Source organism: Kitasatospora sp. NBC_01539 (genome assembly GCF_045040525.1).
GTDB lineage: Bacteria > Actinomycetota > Actinomycetes > Streptomycetales > Streptomycetaceae > Kitasatospora.
Window position 1 is genome coordinate 3,606,964 of record NZ_CP109390.1, and the last position, 20,821, is coordinate 3,627,784.

The 20,821-nt window shown below is 72.3% G+C and carries 18 protein-coding genes and 1 tRNA gene; 7 read left to right on the forward strand and 12 right to left on the reverse strand.

All coding sequences use genetic code 11. The annotated features are described in order from the left end of the window. The first annotated feature begins 8 nt into the window (after positions 1–8). On the forward strand, positions 9–1,892 hold the full coding sequence (locus OG335_RS15315) for a nitrate- and nitrite sensing domain-containing protein (RefSeq protein ID WP_405011662.1): 1,884 nt from the start codon (positions 9–11) through the stop codon (positions 1,890–1,892). Further along, the gene (locus tag OG335_RS15320) at positions 1,889–2,230 is read left to right on the forward strand and encodes a DUF742 domain-containing protein (protein ID WP_405011663.1); all 342 of its coding nucleotides are present in this window, start codon (positions 1,889–1,891) and stop codon (positions 2,228–2,230) included. The genes OG335_RS15315 and OG335_RS15320 overlap by 4 nt, the downstream gene beginning before the upstream one ends. Positions 2,231–2,329: 99 nt before the next feature. Here OG335_RS15320 and OG335_RS15325 read toward each other — a convergent pair whose 3' ends face one another. The 3 genes from OG335_RS15325 to OG335_RS15335 all read right to left on the reverse strand — a co-directional run bounded on the left by OG335_RS15325 (position 2,330) and on the right by OG335_RS15335 (position 7,688). Next, on the reverse strand, positions 2,330–4,258 hold the full coding sequence (locus OG335_RS15325; protein ID WP_405011664.1) for a tetratricopeptide repeat protein: 1,929 nt from the start codon (positions 4,256–4,258) through the stop codon (positions 2,330–2,332). Between the two features lie 369 nt (positions 4,259–4,627). Then, positions 4,628–4,701, reverse strand: a tRNA-Met gene (locus OG335_RS15330). Positions 4,702–4,757: 56 nt separating this feature from the next. Continuing rightward, positions 4,758–7,688 carry a UPF0182 family protein gene (locus OG335_RS15335; RefSeq protein WP_405015411.1) on the reverse strand — a complete coding sequence of 977 codons (2,931 nt, stop codon included), beginning with the start codon at positions 7,686–7,688 and terminating at the stop codon, positions 4,758–4,760. A gap of 192 nt (positions 7,689–7,880) precedes the next feature. On the opposite strand from OG335_RS15335, the gene OG335_RS15340 reads away from it, so the two are divergent. Beyond that, positions 7,881–8,444, forward strand: a complete 564-nt coding sequence (locus tag OG335_RS15340) for a PPA1309 family protein (protein ID WP_405011665.1) — start codon at positions 7,881–7,883, stop codon at positions 8,442–8,444. Positions 8,445–8,459: 15 nt separating this feature from the next. Here the strand turns inward: OG335_RS15340 and OG335_RS15345 are convergent, their stop codons facing one another. From OG335_RS15345 to OG335_RS15360, 4 genes are all read right to left on the reverse strand, one after another. Beyond that, positions 8,460–9,545 (reverse strand): PDZ domain-containing protein, encoded by a 1,086-nt coding sequence (locus tag OG335_RS15345; protein WP_405011666.1) that lies wholly within the window; start codon positions 9,543–9,545, stop codon positions 8,460–8,462. A 50-nt stretch (positions 9,546–9,595) separates the two neighbouring features. Continuing rightward, positions 9,596–9,778: a hypothetical protein gene (locus OG335_RS15350; RefSeq protein ID WP_405011667.1), complete on the reverse strand. Its 183-nt coding sequence runs from the start codon at positions 9,776–9,778 to the stop codon at positions 9,596–9,598. Positions 9,779–9,912: 134 nt separating this feature from the next. Beyond that, positions 9,913–10,353, reverse strand: coding sequence for a molybdenum cofactor biosynthesis protein MoaE (locus OG335_RS15355; protein ID WP_405011668.1), 441 nt, complete (start codon positions 10,351–10,353; stop codon positions 9,913–9,915). Between the two features lie 84 nt (positions 10,354–10,437). Beyond that, entirely contained in the window at positions 10,438–11,589 is a 1,152-nt protein-coding gene (locus OG335_RS15360; protein WP_405011669.1) for an NAD-dependent epimerase/dehydratase family protein, read from the reverse strand. 192 nt (positions 11,590–11,781) lie between these two features. Here OG335_RS15360 and OG335_RS15365 point away from each other — a divergent pair, with 192 nt between their 5' ends. Both OG335_RS15365 and OG335_RS15370 read left to right on the forward strand, forming a co-directional pair. Continuing rightward, positions 11,782–13,284 carry a zinc-dependent metalloprotease gene (locus OG335_RS15365; protein WP_405011670.1) on the forward strand — a complete coding sequence of 501 codons (1,503 nt, stop codon included), beginning with the start codon at positions 11,782–11,784 and terminating at the stop codon, positions 13,282–13,284. Beyond that, positions 13,281–13,844 (forward strand): NUDIX hydrolase, encoded by a 564-nt coding sequence (locus OG335_RS15370; protein ID WP_405011671.1) that lies wholly within the window; start codon positions 13,281–13,283, stop codon positions 13,842–13,844. The genes OG335_RS15365 and OG335_RS15370 overlap by 4 nt, the downstream gene beginning before the upstream one ends. 36 nt (positions 13,845–13,880) lie before the next feature. Here OG335_RS15370 and OG335_RS15375 read toward each other — a convergent pair whose 3' ends face one another. The 4 genes from OG335_RS15375 to OG335_RS15390 all read right to left on the reverse strand — a co-directional run bounded on the left by OG335_RS15375 (position 13,881) and on the right by OG335_RS15390 (position 17,548). Beyond that, positions 13,881–14,564, reverse strand: coding sequence for an AIM24 family protein (locus OG335_RS15375; RefSeq protein ID WP_405011672.1), 684 nt, complete (start codon positions 14,562–14,564; stop codon positions 13,881–13,883). Between the two features lie 24 nt (positions 14,565–14,588). Further along, positions 14,589–15,281 (reverse strand): AIM24 family protein, encoded by a 693-nt coding sequence (locus tag OG335_RS15380; protein ID WP_405011673.1) that lies wholly within the window; start codon positions 15,279–15,281, stop codon positions 14,589–14,591. Positions 15,282–15,296: 15 nt separating this feature from the next. Continuing rightward, positions 15,297–16,694, reverse strand: a complete 1,398-nt coding sequence (locus tag OG335_RS15385) for a TerD family protein (RefSeq protein ID WP_405011674.1) — start codon at positions 16,692–16,694, stop codon at positions 15,297–15,299. Between the two features lie 107 nt (positions 16,695–16,801). After that, positions 16,802–17,548: a M48 family metallopeptidase gene (locus tag OG335_RS15390; RefSeq protein ID WP_405011675.1), complete on the reverse strand. Its 747-nt coding sequence runs from the start codon at positions 17,546–17,548 to the stop codon at positions 16,802–16,804. 628 nt (positions 17,549–18,176) lie between these two features. Here OG335_RS15390 and OG335_RS15395 point away from each other — a divergent pair. Together OG335_RS15395 and OG335_RS15400 are read left to right on the forward strand one after the other, a co-directional pair. Then, a complete protein-coding gene (locus tag OG335_RS15395) occupies positions 18,177–19,391 on the forward strand; it encodes a hypothetical protein (protein ID WP_405011676.1) in 1,215 nt (404 codons plus the stop codon). Then, on the forward strand, positions 19,388–20,002 hold the full coding sequence (locus OG335_RS15400) for a hypothetical protein (RefSeq protein WP_405011677.1): 615 nt from the start codon (positions 19,388–19,390) through the stop codon (positions 20,000–20,002). The genes OG335_RS15395 and OG335_RS15400 overlap by 4 nt, the downstream gene beginning before the upstream one ends. A gap of 244 nt (positions 20,003–20,246) precedes the next feature. On the opposite strand, the gene OG335_RS15405 is transcribed toward OG335_RS15400, so the two are convergent. Further along, complete coding sequence (locus OG335_RS15405; protein ID WP_405011678.1) at positions 20,247–20,798, reverse strand: hypothetical protein; 552 nt, start codon at positions 20,796–20,798, stop codon at positions 20,247–20,249. Positions 20,799–20,821 lie beyond the last annotated feature (23 nt).

Sequence of the window (20,821 nt, forward strand, 5' to 3'; positions counted from 1 at the left end):
CCCCCGACGTGCCCACGCTCCGCAGCATCCGCCACCGGCTCGCCCTGCTCCTCGTCCTGCCGACCGGCGCCCTCGTGGTCCTGGGGGCCGCCGGCACCGCCGCCCAGGCGGGCCGTTACGCCGACGCCGGACGGACCGGCGACCGGGTGGCCCTGGTGGCCGCCACCGGCGAGTTCGTCCACCAGCTCCAGCGGGAGCGCGGCCTGACGGCGGGCCTGCTCGGCGGCGAGGAGTCCTTCCGCGACCGGCTCGGCCCGCAGCGCACCGCCGCCGACCAGGCCCGGCACACCCTCGACGAACACCTCGCCGCCGACCCGCCGGGCGCCGACCGGGTCCGCAGCGCCCTCGGCGGCCTGAGCACGCTGGCGCAGCTGCGCGGCCGGGCCGACACCGGCGCGGCCTCCCGCACCGAGGCGCTCGGCTTCTTCACCACCGCCGTCACGGCCCTCGGGTCCGCCGTCCTCGCCGACCGCGACGGCACCGGCGACCGGGCGCTCCAGGACGCGCTCGGCACGCTGCGCGCGCTCGGCGACGCCACCGAGGCCGCCGCGCTGGAGCGCGGCACGCTCAACGGCGTCCTCGCGGCGGGCTCGTTCGGGAACGGCGACTACCCGGCCTTCGTCCGGATCGTCGCCGTGAAGAACGCCGCGCTCGCCCAGGCGCCGCGCACCGCCACCGCCGCCCGCACCGACGCGCTCGACGCGGTGCTGCGCAGCCCGGCCGCGGTGACGGTGGCCGGCATGGAGCAGCAGGCGCTGGACGGCTTCGCCGCCGGCCGGCTCCCGGTGCGCGCGGACGCCTGGTGGCAGGCGGCGTCGACGCTGGTCGACGACCTGTACGCGGTGCAGTCGCAGGCCGCGGACGAGAGCCTGGCGCGGGCCGGGGACCTGCGCGCGGCGGCCCTGCGGGCGCTGCTGCTGGACGCCGGGCTGACGCTGGCGGCGGTCGCCGGGGCGGTGCTGCTGGGCCTGCTGGCCACCCGGTCGATCACCCGGCCGATGGCGGCGCTGGTCGGCGAGGCGGAGGAGCTGGCCGACCGGGTGCTGCCGGAGGCCGTGGAGCGGGCCCAGGCGGGCGGGGAGGCGGTGGCGCCGGGTTCCACCGCGGCGGCGGGCACGGAGGAGCTGGAGGTGCTCGGGGCGGCCCTGGACCGGGTGGCGGGCACCGCGCTGCGGCTGGCGGTCGAGCAGTCGGTGCTGCGGCGCAACACCGCGGAGTCGCTCGCCAATCTGGGGCGTCGCAACCAGGCGCTGGTGACCCGTCAGCTCGGCTTCCTGTCGACCCTGGAGCGCGGCGAGCACGACCCCGCCGCGCTCGCGAACCTGTTCGAGCTGGACCACCTGGCGACGCGGATGCGGCGCAACGCGGAGAGCCTGCTGGTGCTGGTCGGCGAGACCAGCCCGCGCCGCTGGGCGCAGCCGGTGGCGCTGGGCGACGTCGTGCGGTCGGCCCTGGGCGAGGTGGAGGACTACCGGCGGGTGGTGCTGCGGCAGGTCGACGACGCGATGGTGGACGGCGGTGCGGTGGCGGAGGTCGCGCACCTGCTGGCCGAGCTGATCGAGAACGCCCTGGCCGCCTCGCCGCCGGACACGGACGTCGAGGTGTTCGCGCGGCTCCGCCCGGACGGCTGCCTGGTCGCCGTGACGGACCGCGGGCCGGGCATGGACGAGGCGGCGCTCGACCGGGCGAACGCGCGGCTGGCGGGCCGGGAGAGCTTCCTGGTGGGCCGGGACGGCCTGCTCGGCCACTACGTGGTGGGCCGGCTGGCGGAGCGCCTCGGCGCGGTGGTGCGGCTCGCCGCGGCGCCGGTGCACGGGGTGACGGCGACCGTGGTGCTGCCCGCCGCACTGCTGGCGCACGCGCCGGTGCCGGCCGGCGGGGTGCGGGCGTGACGGGGTTCGAGACCGGCGAGGTGGTGCGCCCGTTCGTGATCACGGCGGGGCGGACGCGGCCGGTGCGGGACGAGCTGCGGATCGAGACCCTGGTGACGGCGCCGCCGGCCGCGCTGGCCGCGCCGCTGGGCTTCGAGCGGCACCGGATCGTGGAGCTGTGCCAGTACCCCCGGTCGGTCGCGGAGCTGGCGGCGCTGCTGCCGGTGCCGCTCGGGGTGGCCCGGGTGCTGGTGGCCGACCTCGCGGCGGAGCGGTACGTGCAGGTGCACGAGCGGGCGGCGGAGGACGTGTCGGTGGCGCTGCTGGAGCGCATCCGGGACGGCCTGATGCGGCTGTGAGGCGCGGGCGGGCCCGGGGTGCGGCGTGCGCCCCGGGCCCGCCGCGGCGTCACTTCTGCGCGGGCCGTGGGCGGCGGGCGCCGGGGGACCTCTTGAAGGTCAGGCGCTGAGCTCGGCGTTGAGCGCGCCGAGCAGCCGCGCCGCCCGCTCCGCGACCTCCGCCGGTCCGGCCTCCGCGGCCCGCCGGCACCAGCCCTCGGCCTGCACCGGCTCCCCGCGGCGCAGTGCGAGCAGGGCGAGCCGCAGCGCGGCCCGTCCGTGTCCCGCGTCGGCGGCCCGGGTGTACCAGACCATGGCCTCGTTCTCGCTGTCCTGACGGGCGAGCAGCAGCCCCAGGTTGAACGCCGCGCTGCGGCTGCCCGCCTCCGCGGCCCGCCGGTACCAGTGCTCCGCGCTCTGCAGCTCGCCTCGCTCGGCCGCCCGCACGCCCATCCGCACCTGGGCACGGCGGTGGCCGGCCTCGGCCGCGACGAGGTACCAGTGCTCGACCTCGGCCTCGGAGTCGCCCCGGCGCTCCAGCATCGAGGCGAGCCGGAACGCGCCCTCCGCCGAACCGGCCGCGGCGGCCTGCCGGTAGCGTTCGAGCGCCCCGCCGGGGTTGCCGCGCTGCTCGTGCACCACGGCCAGCTGGAGCGCGGCCTCGCCGTGCCCCTCGGCCGCCGCACGGGCGTACCACTCGTGGGCCTGCGGCAGTTCGCCGCGGCCCGCGTGCAGCACGCCGAGGTTGAAGGCGCCGTCCACGCTGCCCGCCTCGGCGGCCTTGGAGAACCACGGCTCCGCGCCGGACTCCTCGCCGCGCTGCAGCAGCACGACGGCCAGCGCGTTGCACGCCTCCCGGTGCCCGGCGTACGCGGCCCGGCGGTACCACTGCTCGGCCTGTGCCTCCCGGCCGGCGGTCGCGCAGAGCAGGCCGAGGTTGAAGGCGCCGTTGTGGTCGCCGGCGTCCAGGGCGGCGCGGTACCAGCGCTCGGCGTCGGCGGCCTCGCCGCGGCCGGCGTGCAGCGCGCCGAGCGCGTTGGCGGCGTTGCCGTCACCGGCCTCGGCCGCCTCCTGCCACCACTCGGCGGCGGCCACGAGGTCGCCGGCGTCGCGCAGCAGGAAGCCGAGCGCGCACGCCGCCCGCGGTTCGCCGTTCTGCGCGGACTGCCGGTACCAGCGGGCGGCCTCGTCGAGTTCGCCGCGCTCCTCCAGCAGCACGCCGAGGCGCAGCGAGGCGCGGGCGTGGCTGCGGGCGGCGGCGGTGCGGTACCACGTCTCGGCGGTCTCCTTGTCGCCCGCCGACTCGCGCATCCGCGCCAGCCGGTACGCGGCCTCGCGGTGGCCGGCCTCCGCGGACGCCTTGAACCAGCGCTCGGCGCGGACGTCCCGCCGATGCTCCATCAGATCGCCGAGTGCGTAGGCCCCGAGCGGGTGGCCGTGCTCGGCGGCGAAGTGCAGCCAGTACTCGGCGGCCTCCTCCTCGCCCTGGTCGCGCAGCTGCAGGCCGAGCGCGTGGGCGGCCGGCGCGGAGCCGGCGACGGCGGCCTGCCGCCACCACTGGGCGGCCTCGGCGCGGTGGCCGCGCTGGTGCAGCAGCACGCCGAGGTTGTTGGCGGCCGCGCGCAGACCCGCCGCGGCCGCGGACCGCAGATACGGTTCGGCGTCCTCCAGTTCGCCGCGGCGCAGCAGCAGCGCGCCGAGCTGGCTGGACGCGTTGGGGTCGCCGGCGTCCGCGGAGGCCCGGTGGCGGGTCTCCAGGGCGGCCTGTTCGCGGGCGGCGAGCGCGGTCTCGAAGCTCGTCTCCTCCTCGGACTCCTCGGAGGGCTCGTCGGTGGTGGCCGGGTAGCGGCCGACGGCCTCGACCAGCTGCTGGGAGGAGATCCGGACGAGGCTCTCCGGGCCGGAGCTCCGCTGGGCGGGCAGGCCCTGCTGGGTGTCGTCGGCGGACTGCGCCCAGGTGTCGGTGTCGACCTCGGCGTGCACGCGTTCGGCGCGCGCGCCGCCCGGTGCGGGTCCTGCCCCCGTGTCGTTCCTGCCGATCAGCTTCATGCCGGCTCCTGCTCCCCCAGAGTGCTACGGCATCCGCCGGGGGCGCCGGTGTGAACGGCCGCAGCCCCCCTGCCCGTTCGATGGGGGGTCAACAGCCTTTCCGCATCCCCCATGTGGTCCATCGTCGCATCACCCGGAGCCCGCGTACACCGCCCCCGGGCCATGTCCGGCGGAGGCGGGCCGACGCCGGCGGGCACCGCCTCGGCGCTTTGTCGATTTCCCGACATCAGGCCGCGCAAACCCCGGCGGCGCCGGCAGGACCTGGCCGACCGCGTCGATAGTACCGGAGAAGGGCCCACCTTGATCGGAAAAACGCCAGGGCCCGGAGGGCCAGATGATCTCTGGCGGCCTCCGGGCCCTGGACTTCAGTAGCGGGGACAGGATTTGAACCTGCGACCTCTGGGTTATGAGCCCAGCGAGCTACCGAGCTGCTCCACCCCGCGTCGTTGAATGAACAGTAGCACGGACGCGGGGTGGACGGACAATCGGTTCTCGCAGCTCAGGGGGTGGCCGACGGCGCCGGCGACGCCGGGGCCGAGGGTGCCGGGGTGGCTCCGCCCGTGGACGGCTGGGCCGCCGCGGCCCGGTCGAGCGCCTCCTGGAGCGCCTTCTGGGCCTGCCCGTAGGCCGCCCAGTCGCCGGTCTTCAGGGCCGCCTGACCGTCGTCGAACGCCTTCTGCGCGTCCTTCAGGGCCTGCTGCAGTTCCGGCGTCGTGCCCGCGGCGGTGCCCGGCGCGGTCGGCCCGGGTGTGGTGGGGCCGGGCGTGGTCGGGGTGGTGGGGGCGGTCGGCGGGGTGGTGGCGCTGCCCGCGGCTCCCGGGAGGACGGCGGCGAGCGCCTTCTCCAGGTTGTCCTCCAGGGCGACCTTGTCGCCGTAGACCGCCAGCACCTTCTGCAGCACCGGCGCCTTGGCGCCGCGGCCGAGCAGGTAGACCGGCTCGACGTTGAGCAGGCCGCCGCCGACCGGGAGGGTCAGCAGGTTGCCGTACTCGATGTCGGAGTCGGTGCCGGTCTTCAGCAGCGTGAGCTTGTTGGCCACCGCCTGGTCGGAGTTGAACTTCGCCTGCGTCAGCTTCGGTCCCAGCGCGCCGGATCCGCCCGGGATCTTGAGGATCCGGATCTTGCCGTAGTCCGGCCCCGGGTCCGCGGTGACGGCCATGAAGGCGGCGAGGTTGTCGCGTCCGCTCGGCACGAAGCTCGTGGAGAGCGAGAAGCTGGTGTCGGGCGCACCGGGCATCCGCAGCGTCAGGTAGTACGGCGGCTGCACGTCACCGGTGTTGGTGGTCGGGTCGACCGGCACCTGCCAGATGTCCGTGCCGTTGAAGAAGGCCGTGGCGTCGGTCATGTGGTACTGCCCGAGCAGGTCGCGCTGCACCTTGAAGAGGTCCTGCGGGTAGCGCAGGTGCGGCATCAGGGTCGACGGGATCTTCGACTTGGGCTGCACGGTGCCGGGGAAGGCCTTCATCCAGGTCTTCAGCACCGGGTCGGCGTCGTCCCACTGGTAGAGGGTGACGGCGCCGGTGTACGCGTCGACGGTGGCCTTCACCGAGTTGCGGATGTAGTTGACCGTGTTGACCGCCGTCAGGGTGCGGCCGCGCTGGTCGGTCAGCGAGTCCTTGGTGGACTCGCCCAGGGTCGTCTTGGACGAGAACGGGTAGCCGTCCGAGGTGGTGTAGGCGTCCAGCACCCACACCAGCTTGCCGTCCTGCACGACCGGGTACGGGTCGGCGTCGATGGACAGCCAGGGGGCGACCTTCTCGACCCGCTCCTTGGGCGTGCGGTCGTAGATGACCCGGGCGCCGTCGGTGATGGCGCCGGAGTAGAGGATCTGCGGCTCGGCGAAGCGCATCGCGTACGCGGCGCGGGTGAACGGGTTGTCCAGCGAGACGCCGCTGCCGCCGTCGTACTGGAAGGTCTGGTCGGCGCCGCTCTCCGAGGTGTAGTCGATCTCCTGGTTGGAGCCGCCCACGATCGAGTAGGTGCCGGTCTTCTCGCCGTAGTAGACGCGCTGCTTGTACGCGCCGAGCGAACCGGTGGTCGGCAGGCCGGACTCGGTGTAGACCGGGTTGCCGTTGCCGTCGACCTGGTTGCCCTTGGCGGCGACCATGCCGTAGCCGTGGGTGTACTTGAAGTGGTCGTTGATCCAGTTGCGCTGCTGCACGCCGCTGAGGTCGAGCTCGCGCAGGCCCAGCACGGTGTCCTGGTCGCCGTACCGGTCGACGTCCAGCGTCTTCGGGAAGGCGTAGTACTTGCGCAGTGCCTCGTTCTGCTGGAACGTCGGCGCGACCACGTTCGGGTCGATCAGGCGGATGTCCGCGATCGTCTGCGGATCGGGCGCGGGCGCGCCGGACTTGGCGCCCTCCTTGGGGTCGTACTGCTGGGTCTCGGCCCCCGTGATGCCGTACGCCTGGCGGGTCGCGTCGATGTTCTTCTGGATGTACGGCGTCTCCTTGGCCTGCTCGTTCGGCTTGACCTGGAACTGCTGCACGATCGCCGGGTACACGCCACCGATCAGCACGGCGGAGAGCGCCATCAGGCCGAAGCCGATCAGCGCCGGCGCCCAGGTGCGGCGGATCGGGGTCATGAAGAACAGCAGGGCGCAGATGATCGCGACGAAGAACAGGATGGTCTTGGCCGGCAGGAACGCGTTGGCGTCCACGTAGCGCAGGCCCGTCCAGCCGTCGACGCCCTTGTACGCACCGGACTTGACCGCCAGCGCGTACCGGTCGAGCCAGTACGCGACCGCCTTCAGCAGGACGAACACGCCGAGCAGCACGGCCAGGTGGCCCTGTGCGCCGCGGCTCGCCCGGCGGCCAGGCCCCTGCAGCCGCAGACCGCCGTAGAGGTAGTGCACCAGCGTCGACGCCAGCAGCGAGACGATCACCGCGCTGAACGCGAAGCCCAGCAGGAACTCGAACCACGGCAGGTCGAACGCGTAGAAGGCGACGTCCCGGTGGAACTGCGGGTCCTTCACGCCGAAGGGCGTCTGGTTCGTCCACAGCAGCCAGGTGCGCCACTGCCCGGAGGCCGCGGCGCCGGCGACGAGGCCGACCAGCAGCGAGGCGGCCAGGAGCAGCCACTTCTTGTACGGCGCGACGCCCATCCGGTAGCGGTCCAGGCTCTGCTGCTCGACCGACATCGCGGCGAGCGGCGGCCGGAGCCGGTGCGCCAGCCAGATGTTGAAGCCGACCGCGACGGCCATCAGCACACCGAAGACGCCGAACAGGCCGGCCTTCGTCCGGAGCTGGGTGGTGAACACCCGGCTGTAGTCGACGGACTTGTACCAGAGCCAGTCCGTCCAGAAGCCGGACACCATGACGAACAGCAGGAAGAGCGCGACGAGGACGCCCGCGGTGAGCACCAGCACGCGGGTGCGCCGGGAGGGCGGGCCGACTCTGGCACGGAAGCCCGGTTCGGGGCGGTCCGGCATCTGGAAAACCAAGGGGGCACCTCTGCTGTGTCGTCTGCGGTCGTAGCGGTCCTAGCCGTCCTCAGAGCAACTTAATCTGTCTTTACCTGAGTTCCCCGCGGTTTGCCCCGAGATCCGACCGTTACCGGGAACCCCTCGGCCGCCGGGATCGCCTCGACCGCCGGAACCGGGCGGCATGTGAGGATGGTGTCCATGTCCGATGCACCCCTCACGCCCGCCGGCGACGGCCTCCCGCCGGCCGCCTCCCCGCTCACCCGGGCCGCCCTGGAGATCGACGAGTACGCGGCGACGCTCGGCTGGGACCTCCCGGCCCGGCTGTTCGCGCTCGTCGACACCGCCGCGCTGCGCAAGGCCGATCCGCGGCTGGCCAAGCAGCTCGGCCTGACCGCCGACGAGAGCACCGGCTTCACGCCGGTCGAGCAGGAGGAGCTGCCGGCCGGCTCCGAGCTGGACCGCTTCCTGGGCACCATCGCCTGGCCGGACCAGGTGGTCGGCTGCGCGCTCGTCGTGGAGCGGCTGATGCTGCCGCCGGGTGCGGAGCAGTCCCGGCCGAAGAACGCCACCGAGAAGGAGCTGTCGGCCTGGGTCGAGAACCACCCGCAGCGCCAGGAGGTCCGCATCACGGCCGCCGTGCTGCGCGACGGCTCCCGCGAGATCGCCCTGCGGCTGCGCGAGAAGGACATCGCGCGCGAGGTGCTGACCGGCCCGGACCTGGTGCCCGGGCTCAGCGAGGCCCTGCTGTCGACCTTCTCCTGACGCCCGCCGCCGGTGTCACCGCGGGCAGGACGGCAGTCCCGCGGTGCCGCCGGCGCGGATCTTCCCCAGCGCGTCGAGCGCGCCGTCCAGGGTGTCGACCTTCACGAGGGTCAGCCCGGACGGGGTGTCGCGCACGGCCTCGGCGCAGTTCTCGGAGGGCGTGAAGAAGTACTCGGCCCCCTTGTCGCGGGCGGCGATCAGCTTCATCTGGATGCCGCCGATCGGGCCGACCGCGCCGTCGTCGTCGATGGTGCCGGTGCCGGCGACGAACCGGCCGCCGGTCAGGTCGTCCGGCGTGAGCTTGTCGATGATGCCGAGCGAGAACATCAGGCCGGCGCTGGGCCCGCCGACGTCCTGCAGGCCGATGTCGATGGTGAACGGGTAGGTGTGGTCGCTGCCCGGCAGGATGCCCACCACGGCCCGGCCGTCGTCGGCCTTGCCGGTGGTGATCGCGACCTTCTTCCCGGCCGCGGCGGCGCCGGACGTGCCGGACCCGGCGTGCGGCACGACGGTGAACTCGACGGTCTCCCCGGGCTTGTGCCGGGTGACGAGCGCGGCCACCTGCTCCTTGGCGGTCACCGCGGTGCCGTCGACCGCCACGATCCGGTCGCCCGCGTGCAGCTTCCCCTCGGACGGGCCGCCCGCCACCACCGAGGAGACGACCACCTGCGACTCCACCGGGATGTCGAGCTCCTTCAGTGCGGCGGTCTTGGCACTGTCCTCGGAGGAGGCGAACTGCTCGGCGTTCTCCTGCTGGGCCTCCTTGTCGGTCTGGCCCTTCGGGTAGACGTTGTCGTGGGGCACCACCAGGACGTCCTTGCGCAGCCAGCCGACCACCGCGGAGATCAGGCTGGGCTCGTACTTCGCCCCGGTCACCTGCACGGTGGTCATGTTGAGGTGCCCGGTCGTCGGGTACGTCTCGTGCCCGGTGATCGCGATCACCGGCACCGAGCCGCCGCCCTTCTTCGCCTGCTCGCCCAGGGTGTTGTACGTCGGCCCGGGGCTCATCTCGGTGTACGGCACACGCATCAGCACGGAGGCGCAGAGCAGGCCTATGAGGAGCAGGGTGGCGGCGAGCATCGTCGCTGAGCGGCGTGGCATGGCTCGACAGTACGGGACCGGGGCGGGCCTGCGCTGCCCGGGCGCCGGGCTCAGCCGCGGGGCCGGTCGGCCTGGCCCGCGGTGGAGCGTTCCATCGCGGCGCGGAAGCGTTCGTGCTCGGCGAGCGAGGCCGGGTCGCCGGTGGCGCGCGGGGTGCGGGCCGCCCAGCCCGCCCAGACCATGGCGGCCAGTGCGGCGGCGACGGGGATGATCAACCAGGCGAGCGCAGCCATGTCCGTACTCCCAGCTCGTCGTGTCTATCAGCAGATTAACCGGCCGCGCTGACAACGGTGACGGCACCGTCCGGGTTACGGCCCGGATTGGGACCGGACGGGTGGGAAGGAGCGCGGAAGGGCGCGGGCGCGGGTCAGCAGGAGCCGGCCCCGACCCACTCCTCGCTGCCGTCCTCGAAGACCTGGTGCTTCCAGATCGGCACCTCGTGCTTGAGGTCGTCGATCAGGCGGCGGGCCGCCTCGAAGGCCTCCCCGCGGTGCGCGCAGGAGACCGCGACGATCACGGCCTTGTCGGTGATGCCGAGCCGGCCGACCCGGTGCACCGCGGCCAGCGCCCTGACCGGGAAGTCCGCGACGATCTTCTCCGCGATCCGGCGCATCTCCTGCTCGGCCGTCGGGTGGGCGCTGTACTCCAGCGCGGTGACGGACCTGCCGCCGTCGTGGTCGCGGACCGTCCCCACGAAGACGGTGGTGCCGCCGGCCGCGTCGTGGCCGACCGCGTCGTACACCTCGTCCAGCGACAGCGGGGTGTCGCGGACGGCGAGGAGGCGGATCGGATCGTCGTTCTCGGGCATGGTCACCATGATTCCCCATCTCCGGTGCCGTTCGGCAAGGACTTCCGCATCACGATTACACCATTCCGCAGAGCGGAACGGACCTCAGAACCGGCGGCGCTTCCTCGCCCGCCGCACCAGCGCCGCCGTACCGACCAGCGCCACCGTGGCGCCCGCCGCGCCCAGGCTGGTCGCGGCCTCCTTGCCGCCCAGCCGGCGACCCGCCACCGCGTGCTTGCCGGCGACCTGGGCCAGCAGCTCCGCCAGCACCTCCTCGTTGCCGTACCGCGGCCGCCACCCGGCCTCGTGCAGCCGGCTGCCCGAGACCACCCACGGGTACATCGTGTAGGCCAGGTCACCGGCGGGGGCGGGCGTCAGGCCGAGCCGGTGCAGCCGGGCCGCCGTCCCGAGCGCGAGCGACGCCGGCAGCTCCATCCGGCGGATCCCCGACAGGTTCTCGACGTCCTCCTGCTCCAGCCAGCCGTCGCAGCCCACCGTCACCTCGCCCTCCACCAGGCCCAGCGCCGCGTACTCCAGCGCCGAGGCCAGGTCGTCGACGTGGCAGAACTGCCAGCACGGCCGGGAACCCGCCACCACCAGCAGCCGGGGCGCCTCGAAGTGCCGGGTCAGCACGGTGTCGACACCGGGGCCGACCACCACCGCCGGCCGCAGCACGGTCACCTGCAGGCCGGGGTGCGCCCGCGGGGCGCGCCGGGCCAGGCGCTCGATCTCCAGCAGGTCGCCGACCAGCGACGCCTCCTCGGTGGCCCGCAGCTCGGAGTCCTCCGCGAGCGGCACCTCGTTGTCCGGCAGCGCGCCGTAGACCATCGCGGACGTGCAGAGCACCACCCGCGACACGCCGGCCGCCGCGGCGGCGGTCAGCACCGTCTGCGCGCCGCGCACGTTGTAGGCGCTGCGGGCGCGCGGATCGGTCTCCATCCCGAGGTCCATGGCCAGGTGGACGACCACGTCGACCCCGGCCAGGCGCTCGGCCACGGCGGGGTCGCGGACGTCCAGCACCCGCCACTGGACGCCGGGGACGTCGCCCCGGCGGTCGTCGATGGCGAGCACCCGGCGCACCCCCGGCGAGCCGACGAGGCGGGAGGCGACCCGCTCGCCGAGCACGCTCGCCGCCCCGGTCACGGCCACGGTCAGCGGCCTGCCGCCGTAGGCTGGAGACGGCGAACCCGCGGGGGCCGCGGCGCCGTCCTCACCTCCGGTCAGCCCAGAGCGAACGTCCGAAGGCGGGGAACTCACCGGCCATCCTCCACGGTTAGCTTATGTGCGTACGGACGAGTGTCACGTACCGCCCATCCTGCCCGAGGCACGGGCCCGGCGGTTGCACCCTGAGCCATCGGACCACGAGACCATGGACACGTCCCGCCCTTTCGCGGGTACACGAAGACCCCGCCACACCTCCGCGTGACGGCCGAGCAGATCGAGGACCCCGTGAGTGACCTTCCCTTCGGATTCTCCAATCCGCCCGAGGAGCCCGAGGACGGCAAGGGCAAGAAGGACGACCAGGGCGGCGAGGGCTCCGGCGACAACCCGCAGCAGCCGTTCGGCTTCGGCGGCCCCGGCAACCCCTTCGGCGCGCTGTTCGGCATGGGCGGCCCGGCCGGCGACAACCCGTTCGGCGCGATGATGGGCGGCCTGGACCCGAACGACCTGGGCGCCGCCTTCCAGCAGCTCGGCCAGATGCTGTCCTTCGACGGCGGCCCGGTGAACTGGGAACTCGCGCAGAACATCGCCCGGCAGACCGTCGTCGCCGAGCCCGCCGAGGGCCGCAGCAAGGACCGGTCGGTCGGCGCGGCCGAACGCACCGCCGTCACCGAGGCCGTCCGGCTCGCCGAGCTGTGGCTCGACGCCGCCACCGACTTCCCGTCCGGCTCGACCACCGCCGTCGCCTGGAGCCGCGCCGAGTGGATCGAGGCCACCCTGCCGGTCTGGAAGGACCTCGTCGACCCGGTCGCCGAGCGGGTCGGCACCGCCATGGGCGGCGTGCTGCCCGCCGAGATGCAGGCCATGGCCGGCCCGCTGATGGGCGTCATGCGCTCCATGGGCGGCGCGATGTTCGGCACCCAGATCGGCCAGGCGCTCGGCGCGCTCGCCGCCGAGGTCACCGGCTCCACCGACGTCGGCCTGCCGCTCGCCCCCGCGGGCAAGGCCGCGCTGCTGCCGCAGAACATCGCCGAGTTCGGCGAGGGCCTCAGCGTGCCCGCCGACGAGGTGCGGCTCTACCTCGCCCTCCGCGAGGCCGCCCACCAGCGGCTCTTCGCCCACGTGCCGTGGCTCCGGGCACACCTCTTCGGCGCCGTCGAGGCCTACGCGCGCGGTATCAAGGTCGACAGCTCCCGCATGGAGGAGCTGGTCGGCAACCTCGACCCGAACAACCCCGAGGCGCTCCAGGAGGCACTGGCCGGCGGCCTGCTGCAGCCCGAGGACACCCCCGAGCAGAAGGCCGCGCTCGCCCGCCTGGAGACGGCCCTCGCGCTCGTCGAGGGCTGGGTCGACGCCGTCGTGCACGCCGCCGCCCAGCCGCACCTGCCGCAGGCCGGCGCGCTGCGCGAGACGCTGCGCCGCCGCCGCGCCACCGGCGGACCGGCCGAGCAGACCTTCGCGACCCTGGTCGGCCTGGAGCTCCGTCCGCGCCGCCTGCGCGACGCCTCCCGGCTCTGGGCCTCGCTCGCCGACGCCCGCGGCATCGACGGCCGCGACGCGCTCTGGGAGCACCCCGACATGCTGCCCACCGCCGCCGACCTCGACGACCCGGACGGCTTCGTGCACCGCGCCGAGGAGGGCGGCATCGACTTCTCCGCACTCGACAAGCTGCTCGGCGACGCCGCCCGCGGCAGCGGCACCGGGGGCCGGGACGCCGCCGGCGACGGCACCGCCGGCGGGAAGGACCCCGGCACGGACGCGGACGGCACCGGCACGGAGGACGGCAGGTGACCGGGCTCCACCACGACGCCGTCCGCACGCTCGACGCCTGGGCCGTCGCCGACCCCGCGCAGGACCGGCTCCGGCAGGACTACCTCGCGCACCTCGCCGAACGGCCCGACGGCCTGTGGCGGGAGTGCCTGCCCGCCCACATCACCGCCAGCGCGGTCGTCGTCGACCCCGCCGGCGGCCGGGTGCTGCTCACGCTGCACCCCAAGGTCGGCCGGTGGCTGCAGATGGGCGGCCACTGCGAGCCGGGCGACACCACCCTCGCGGCCGCCGCCCTGCGCGAGGCCACCGAGGAGTCCGGCATCCCCGGCCTGACGCTGCTGGCCGACGGCGGCCGGCCCGCCCCGGTCAAGCTCGACCGGCACCAGGTGCGGTGCACCGGCAAGGACCGGCCGGAGAACACCCACCTCGACGTGCAGTACGTGGCGATCGCCCCCGCGGGGGCCCGCGAGCTCATCAGCGAGGAGTCGCTGGACCTCCGCTGGTTCGGCTACGACGAGCTGCCCGGGCTCACCGACGGCTCGGTGCGCACCCTCGTCGGGCTGGCCCGCGCGCTGACCTGATCCGGACCCGCCGCCCCGCGGCGGGGGTGCGCGCGGTCAGCCGCGCGGCACCCGCCGCGGGGGCAGCAGCTCGCTCGGCTGCACGATCACGTGGCCGCGGCCGGTGAACGCCAGCTCCCAGCCCTCGGTGGCCGTGCCACGGCGCCGCCACGCCTCGGTGTTGCTGCTCTGCGCCTGCAACTGCACCTCCAGCCCGGACGACCAGCCGACCACCGCGTCGGCGTCGCCGTACACGTACCGGCCCGGCTCCACCGGCAGGACGAGCGGACGGCCCGAGGTCATCAGCACGAGACTGCCGGAGCCGGAGAACTCCAGGCACCGCGAGCCGACGCCCGCGATCCGGTCGCCGTTCTCGATCGCCACGGTGTGCCAGGCCAGCGAGGTGTCCAGCGCCAGCACGTAGGAGTTGGTGACCACCAGCCGCTCGTCGCGCAGCGACAGCACGTGCAGGTGCTGCGCCAGGTTGGCGAGGTAGACGGTGCCGGTGCCGGAGCAGCTCATCATGTCGAGCACGCCCGCGTCGCGCCGCGGACCGCGGCGGTTGCCGGTCTGCGGCGACCAGCTGGTGAAGGCGACCTTGCCGACGTGCGCGACCATCGCGCCGCTGCGGGCCAGCACCTTCGACTGGCCGTCCAGCGACACCCGCAGCATCTGCGGGTTCTGCAGGGCGAAGCGGTCGGTGCCGGTGCCGGCGGTGTGCGCCAGGAGGGGGCTCTGCACGGAAGGGCTCCTCGAACTCGGTTCTCAGCCGCGGATCTTGAGACGGTCGGCGGTGTCCTCGCTGGGCTGCACGACGACGAAGCCCGAGCCGCGGAAGCCGAGCTGCAGGGCCTCGCCGCTGCCGCGGCCCACCAGCGCGCCGACCTTGACCGTCCGCCGGGTGCGCACCTCCAGCCCGGTGGTCCAGGCGACCAGCGCGTCCGGGTCGACGTACGTCTCGGCCTCGGCGCAGTCCAGCACCACCGGCACTCCGCGGGAGGTCACGGACACCCAGCCGGTGCCGGCGACGGTCGCGTTGTACAGGCCGGTGCCGGCGAGCAGGGCCGCACCGCGCACCTTCTCCACGCTGCAGCTCAACGCGGCGTCCATGGCCAGCAGGTGGGCGCCGTTCACCGACAGCGACTCGTCGGCGAGGTGCAGGTTGAGCACGTCCGCGCCCATGTCGGCGAGGTAGAGCGCGCCGTCGCCCGTCCAGCGCAGCAGCGGGCTCCGCTCGCCCGACGCCCACTCCCCGAGCGCCCGGCGGAACGACTGCGACACCGGCTCGTACTGCAGGAAGCCGTCGTAGGCCACCATCGCCCCGGCCTTCGCGTACACGTCCGCCCCGGCCGTGAGCCCGACCCGGCACATCGCCGCGCCGTGGTTGCTCATCCGCGCCGCGGTGTCGGCGGCCCGGTACGCGTCCAGCCCGCCACCCGCGAGGAACTGTGCCTGCATGACTCCTCCTGGACCTCAGACCTCGAACGGCTGGACGATGACGAAGTTCCCCGGGGCACCGCGGAACTGCAGGCTGTACGACTCGGCCGCGTGCCCCGCGTAGGCGGAGCGGCGGATCCGCACCGGCGCCGTGGTGATCACCTGCGACCCGCGCGACCAGGCCACCAGCGCCTGCACGTCGACGTACGTCTCCGGGGCCGGGGTGACCGGCAGCACCACCGGCACGCCGTTCGTCTTCACCACGACCACGCCGTGGCCGCTGAACTGCAGGGTGAAGAAACCGCCGTTCGGCAGGCCCTCGCCCTCGATGCGGCGCACCTCGTGCTCCAGGCCCGCCTCGAAGGCCAGCACCCGGTCGGAGCCGACGCAGAGCGTGTCGCCCTCCAGCCGTACGACGTGCAGGTCGCAGGCCTCGTCGGCGAGGAAGACCTGGCCCTCGCCGGTGATCCGCATCAGCTTCAGCTGCTGGCCGGTCAGGTTGCCGACCAGCTTGCGCAGCATGCCGGAGCCCTCGTGCGCGAAGTCGGCCTTGCCCTGGTAGGCGACCATGCTGCCCTGCAGGGCGAGCACGTCCTGGCCCTTCGTCAGCAGGACCCGCACGAGGTTGTCGTTCTGCTTCACCCAGCCCGGGCTCTCCGGCACCTCGACGTACTTCGTCAGCGAGACGCGCACACCCACCGGGACGCCCCCGGCCTGCTGCGGGACCGCGGCGGCGGGGACCGCTGCCGGGACGGCGACCAGCGTCGCGTCGTACGACGGCGCGGGGGCCGGAACGCTCACCGGCGGGGCGGGCGGGGCGGCCGGCGCGGGTGCCGCAGTGGACGGGGCGGGCGGGGCAGCCGGCGCGGGTGCCGCAGCGGGCGGGGCGGCCGGCCCGTCCTCGTCGAGGGCCTCGCCGCCGAAGTTCTCCAGGAGGGCCCGCAGGCCGCCGTCGAAGCCCTGGCCGACCGCCGCGAAGCGCCACTCGCTGCCGCGCCGGTAGACGTCCGCCAGCATCACGGCGCGCTCGGTGGAGAACTCCGCGCCGGTGAAGCTGTAGCGGCCGACCTCGGTGCCGCCGGCGACGATCCGGACGTACCCGGAGGCGACCTGGGACATCTGCCCGTCGCCGTCGATGGTCGCGGTGAGCGACAGCTTGTGGACGGCCTCCGGCACCGAGCCGAGCGCCACCGCGAACGACTCGGAGTCGCCCTCCCGCGCGCCCAGCAGACGGATCGACTGCTCGGGGCTGGCGGGCTGGTTGAAGAACACGAAGTAGCGGTCGTCGCTCAGCTTCTCGTCGGCGTCCAGGCCGAAGCAGCTGATGTCGAAGCTCAGCCCGGGCCCGGTGATGTGCACCCCGAGGTACAGGTCGGTGCCGGGCGTCAGCTCACTGATCCGCACCCGGGACGCCTTGGCGAGTTCTCTGGACATGGCGCGGGCCGGCCCCCTCCCGTACGGCGACTGATCCCCGCGACCCTATCCCAGGCCGGCGGGTCCGCAGCAGCCCCGGTGGACGGCGGATCCCGGAGCGGGACGCCTCAGTCGCAGCCGTCCGCCGCCGCCGTCCCCTGCGGGTCGGGGGCGCCCGGCAGCCGCCCGGCGGCGGCCACGCCCTCCAGGTAGCCGCGCGCCCGCTCGGTGCGCGGATACGCCTCCAGGAGCGCCCAGAAGCGGGGCCCGTGGTCCGGCACGAGGAGGTGCGCCAGCTCGTGCAGCAGCACGTAGTCGACGACGTGGCCGGGCATGCCCTGCAGCCGGTGGGAGAGCCGGATGCTGCCCTCGCCCGGGGTGCACGACCCCCAGCGGGAGTTCTGGTTGGTCACCCAGCGGACGCTGCGCGGCACCGCCCGGCCACCGAGGTACGCCACGGACAGCTCCCGGGCCCGCGCCGCCAGGACGTCGTCGCCGGGGGCCCGGCGGCTCTCCTGGCGGGCCAGCCGGTCGAGCATCTGCGCCACCCAGCGCTGCTCCTCGGCCTGCGACATCCGGGCGGGGATCAGCACGACCGTCCGGTCGCCCTCGCGGTACGCGGAGACCGTGCGGCTGCGGCGGGTGCTGCGGCGCACCTCGACCGAGGCGGGGTCGATCGGGGCGGGGTCGACCGGACGGCGCACGCCGGGCGCGTCCGCCTCGGCGACCCCGGCCTGCGGCGCCTGGACCGCCAGGAGGGCATCGGACGCCGGCGCACCGGGGAGCGGTGCGCCGGGCGCCGCGGCGCCGTACCCGGAGGCAGCCCGGGAACGCCGACGCGGCGACGTGGATCGGGTGTCCCGTTCGGCCGCCATGGCACACGACGTTACCCGGAGGCGCCGACAGAACCCCGGTGCCGGGGCCGAGGCGCGGGTGCAGGGCTCGCACACGTCCGGCGAACGGAGGTTGTCCACAGGGTGTACGCACCAGCGGTGTGATGATGCGACCGGGCCTGTGGACAACGCGGGGCACGGCCGGCGGGGCATCGGGCATCCTGCCCTCACTGCGACCGTGATCGATACCTTGCGAATGAGATCCACAACTTGCGAGTGGCCTCATCGGCTCGGTCGCTTCCCCTGCCCAGGTCCTGTCGGTGGCCCCGGATACGGTGGCACGGTGGTGAGACCCCTTGATCCCGAGGCCGCTGCTGCCGTGATGCGCTCGGGTGGATACGAGCCAGAGGCGCCGTATCCGGGCGCGGGCAAACCGTGGCCGGCTCGCTGCATCGCCGCCGGGCACCGGTCCGAGCCTCGCCTGACCAACGTTCGCGCTGGTCGGGGGTGCAAGGAATGCGCTGCGGCGAACCTCTCGGCTTCAAAGCGGATAGATTCCGGGCAAGCCCTTGCGGAGATTCAGGTAAAGGGCTGGACTCCTCTTGAACCCTATCCGGGGCTTGCCAACCACCCCTGGAAAGCGAAATGCGCCAACGGCCATACTCGGTCTGTGACCCTGACCGGGCTGCGCCTGAGTAAGACCTCTGGCTGCAAGCTCTGCTCGGCCGGCAAGCATCTTCGAGTATCCGACCAGGATGCCGAACAGGAGATGATTGAAGCTGGCTTCATTCCGCTGGAACCATATCCAGGAGCAAACGAATCATGGCGTTGCCGCTGCACAACCTGCAATCAGGAAGTCACTCCTGGGCTAAGTCGCATCCGGGTCGGTGGTGGATGCTCGGTGTGCTCTGCGGCAAATCGTCCAAGGATCCCGGATAAGCAGGCTTTCACTGAAATGATGAGCGCCGGGTTCAAGCCGCTGGATCCCTACCCCGGCCAAACGGGGATTCCTTGGAAATCTCGCTGCTTGACGTGCGGTCGAACGCGGAAGCCGACGCTCAGCGCTGCTCGCGGGGCCAAGCAGCGTCTTTGCAGTCACCGCGATGGTTCGGGCAAACTTCCCGTGCCTGAAAGTGAAGCGCTGGCCCAGATGAAGGCTGCGGGATGGGAACCGCTTGCGCCATATCAATCGACTAATAGTCCTTGGTCGAGCCGATGCATGCGCTGCGGAAAGGTTGGCAACCCCGCCCTGGCGAATATCCGGTCGGGCAGCAAGCGCCGATCGGGCTGTTGGTCGTGCGCGCATCAGGACATGGCGCGGGATCGCCTTCACGATGAGGCGGTCGCAGTTGAAATCATGACACTGGCCGGCGTCACGCCGACCGCCCCATATCCCGGCATGAACAAGCCCTGGCCGGGAATCTGCCAGAAATGCAATCGTTCCGTTAGCCCGCATTTCGGAAATATCTACAAAGGCCAGGCAGGTGGGTGCCGGTACTGCGCAACCAAGGGAATCGATTACGCGGCACCCTCCCTGGTTTACCTTGCCGTTCACTACTGGCACCTGTCCTACAAGATCGGCATTTGCAACAGCGACAACGAGGCTCGCCGCCTGGGAGCCCACCGGAAGGAAGGCTGGCGAATCGTACGGACGCTGGAGGTCCAGGACGGCTGGACAGCCAGGCTGATCGAGAAATCGTCGCTTGCGAAGGTTCGAGCAGATGGATACCCGAGGCATCTAACCCCTCAGCAGATGCCTCAAGGCGGCTATACCGAGACGCTCTCCGCAGATGCCTACAGCGAGTCCCGCTTGTGGTCTCGTATTTGCGAGGAGGCTGCCCTATACTCGCCGACGATCCCCGCTCAACCACAGGAGTCAGAATGAGTCCCGCACCGCTTCGCGGCCGGAATCTGATCGCGCTCTACATGTTCATCGACACGAACACGCTGATTGGTGCTGTCCACCGGGATGATGCGGACACCCGGGAGCTGTTCCGTCTCTGGGAGGAGGGCTGGATCGGTTTGGCTCGCACTGACACGATGAACACAGAGCGACTCGAAGGGCAAGATGAAGCAACCCAAGCAGAGCGAGAAGAGGAGGCTGCCGACTTCCCTGAAGCGTTCGGGCCCTTCGTTTTTGATAACTCTCGCCTTGACGCTTCTGTGTTCGCCTCTGAAGAAGATGGGCAACGGATCCAGGATGCTTTCGCGATCCTGTTTCCTTCGGCTTCTTGGGAGACGGTGCGAAAGAATTCCAGGCGTGACGCTATGCATGTCGCAACAGCGGCCCGTTACGGCGGGCACGCCTTCGTCACGAACGAGAAGGACCTGCTGAAGAAGGACGAGCAGATCGCCGCAGCCCTCGGGATCCGCATTTGGTCACCGAAAGATGCATTGGCGAGGGCCCTGGCCGGGATCACGGCGCTTCGCACACTCCACCAGCTCGAACCTGCTCGCGGCTCGCTCCCGGAGTATCCGGGGTCAGCAGCGGACTGACCGCGAACTGCTTCGTATCAATCACGATCTGTTTGCGTTCCGCTCGGATTCGCAGACACAGTGTGACGGGGATCGATACCTTGCGAGCACTTCCAGCTGCTCCCGCTGCCCCAGGTTGGGCCAGTGCTGCCTGGTCTAGTGGCACCGGCGGGGGAGATCGCTATGCCCTGAGGGGGCCTACCGACATGCAGGGGAGCGGGTCCGAGCCCATAGCATCCCACCCGGTCGGGGTAAACCGTAGCCGTTAAGGATTGGCCGATACTCCAAGGTCGACCCGCATGGCCGCGCGCATTGCTGCAATGATTTCCCAACCACGAACTCTCATATTCTGGGCCAGCTCGAAATTCTCCGCCTCGGTAGCCCTGCCGGCTTCAATTCTCCTCAGGATGCCATAGGTGTCTCCGAGATGTCTATTTACGGCACTTGCATGTCGGAGGATCTCATCTTGGAACATCATCTGAGCCTCTGCGTATCTGGCACGGTGAATTTGCCGAGCTTCTTCAACCGCCTCTCGTGCCTCGTGCACCGATACGCCACCCCTTTGAGCATGAAGATAATTTGCCAGCTCAGTCTGATAGTGGCGGGCCGCCGAGTTAAGGGAAATATACGAAGAGCGGCGGGCCTCAAAGTCGGAAACCTTGGAGGCGTGTGATCGATCTGCATCCTTCTGCCTGTCGGCGTGCTCAAGCTCGCGCATTCTGGTTTTTCTGGATCCCATTTGAATGAGCACTCCAGAGGTGAGCGTTCCAATAATTCCTATTCCGGCTACAGCCAGTGCACTTGTCGCTGCATCCATATCCGCCGCCCCCTTCGAGCAAA

Coding starts and splice junctions, on each gene's coding strand:
- OG335_RS15325 (WP_405011664.1), bottom strand. CDS start 4,258: ATGAAGCTGATCGGCAGGAACGACACGGGGGCAGGACCCGCACCGGGC.
- OG335_RS15335 (WP_405015411.1), bottom strand. CDS start 7,688: ATGCCGGACCGCCCCGAACCGGGCTTCCGTGCCAGAGTCGGCCCGCCC.
- OG335_RS15340 (WP_405011665.1), top strand. CDS start 7,881: ATGTCCGATGCACCCCTCACGCCCGCCGGCGACGGCCTCCCGCCGGCC.
- OG335_RS15345 (WP_405011666.1), bottom strand. CDS start 9,545: ATGCCACGCCGCTCAGCGACGATGCTCGCCGCCACCCTGCTCCTCATA.
- OG335_RS15350 (WP_405011667.1), bottom strand. CDS start 9,778: ATGGCTGCGCTCGCCTGGTTGATCATCCCCGTCGCCGCCGCACTGGCC.
- OG335_RS15355 (WP_405011668.1), bottom strand. CDS start 10,353: ATGCCCGAGAACGACGATCCGATCCGCCTCCTCGCCGTCCGCGACACC.
- OG335_RS15380 (WP_405011673.1), bottom strand. CDS start 15,281: ATGCAGGCACAGTTCCTCGCGGGTGGCGGGCTGGACGCGTACCGGGCC.
- OG335_RS15385 (WP_405011674.1), bottom strand. CDS start 16,694: ATGTCCAGAGAACTCGCCAAGGCGTCCCGGGTGCGGATCAGTGAGCTG.
- OG335_RS15390 (WP_405011675.1), bottom strand. CDS start 17,548: ATGGCGGCCGAACGGGACACCCGATCCACGTCGCCGCGTCGGCGTTCC.
- OG335_RS15400 (WP_405011677.1), top strand. CDS start 19,388: ATGAGTCCCGCACCGCTTCGCGGCCGGAATCTGATCGCGCTCTACATG.
- OG335_RS15405 (WP_405011678.1), bottom strand. CDS start 20,798: ATGGATGCAGCGACAAGTGCACTGGCTGTAGCCGGAATAGGAATTATT.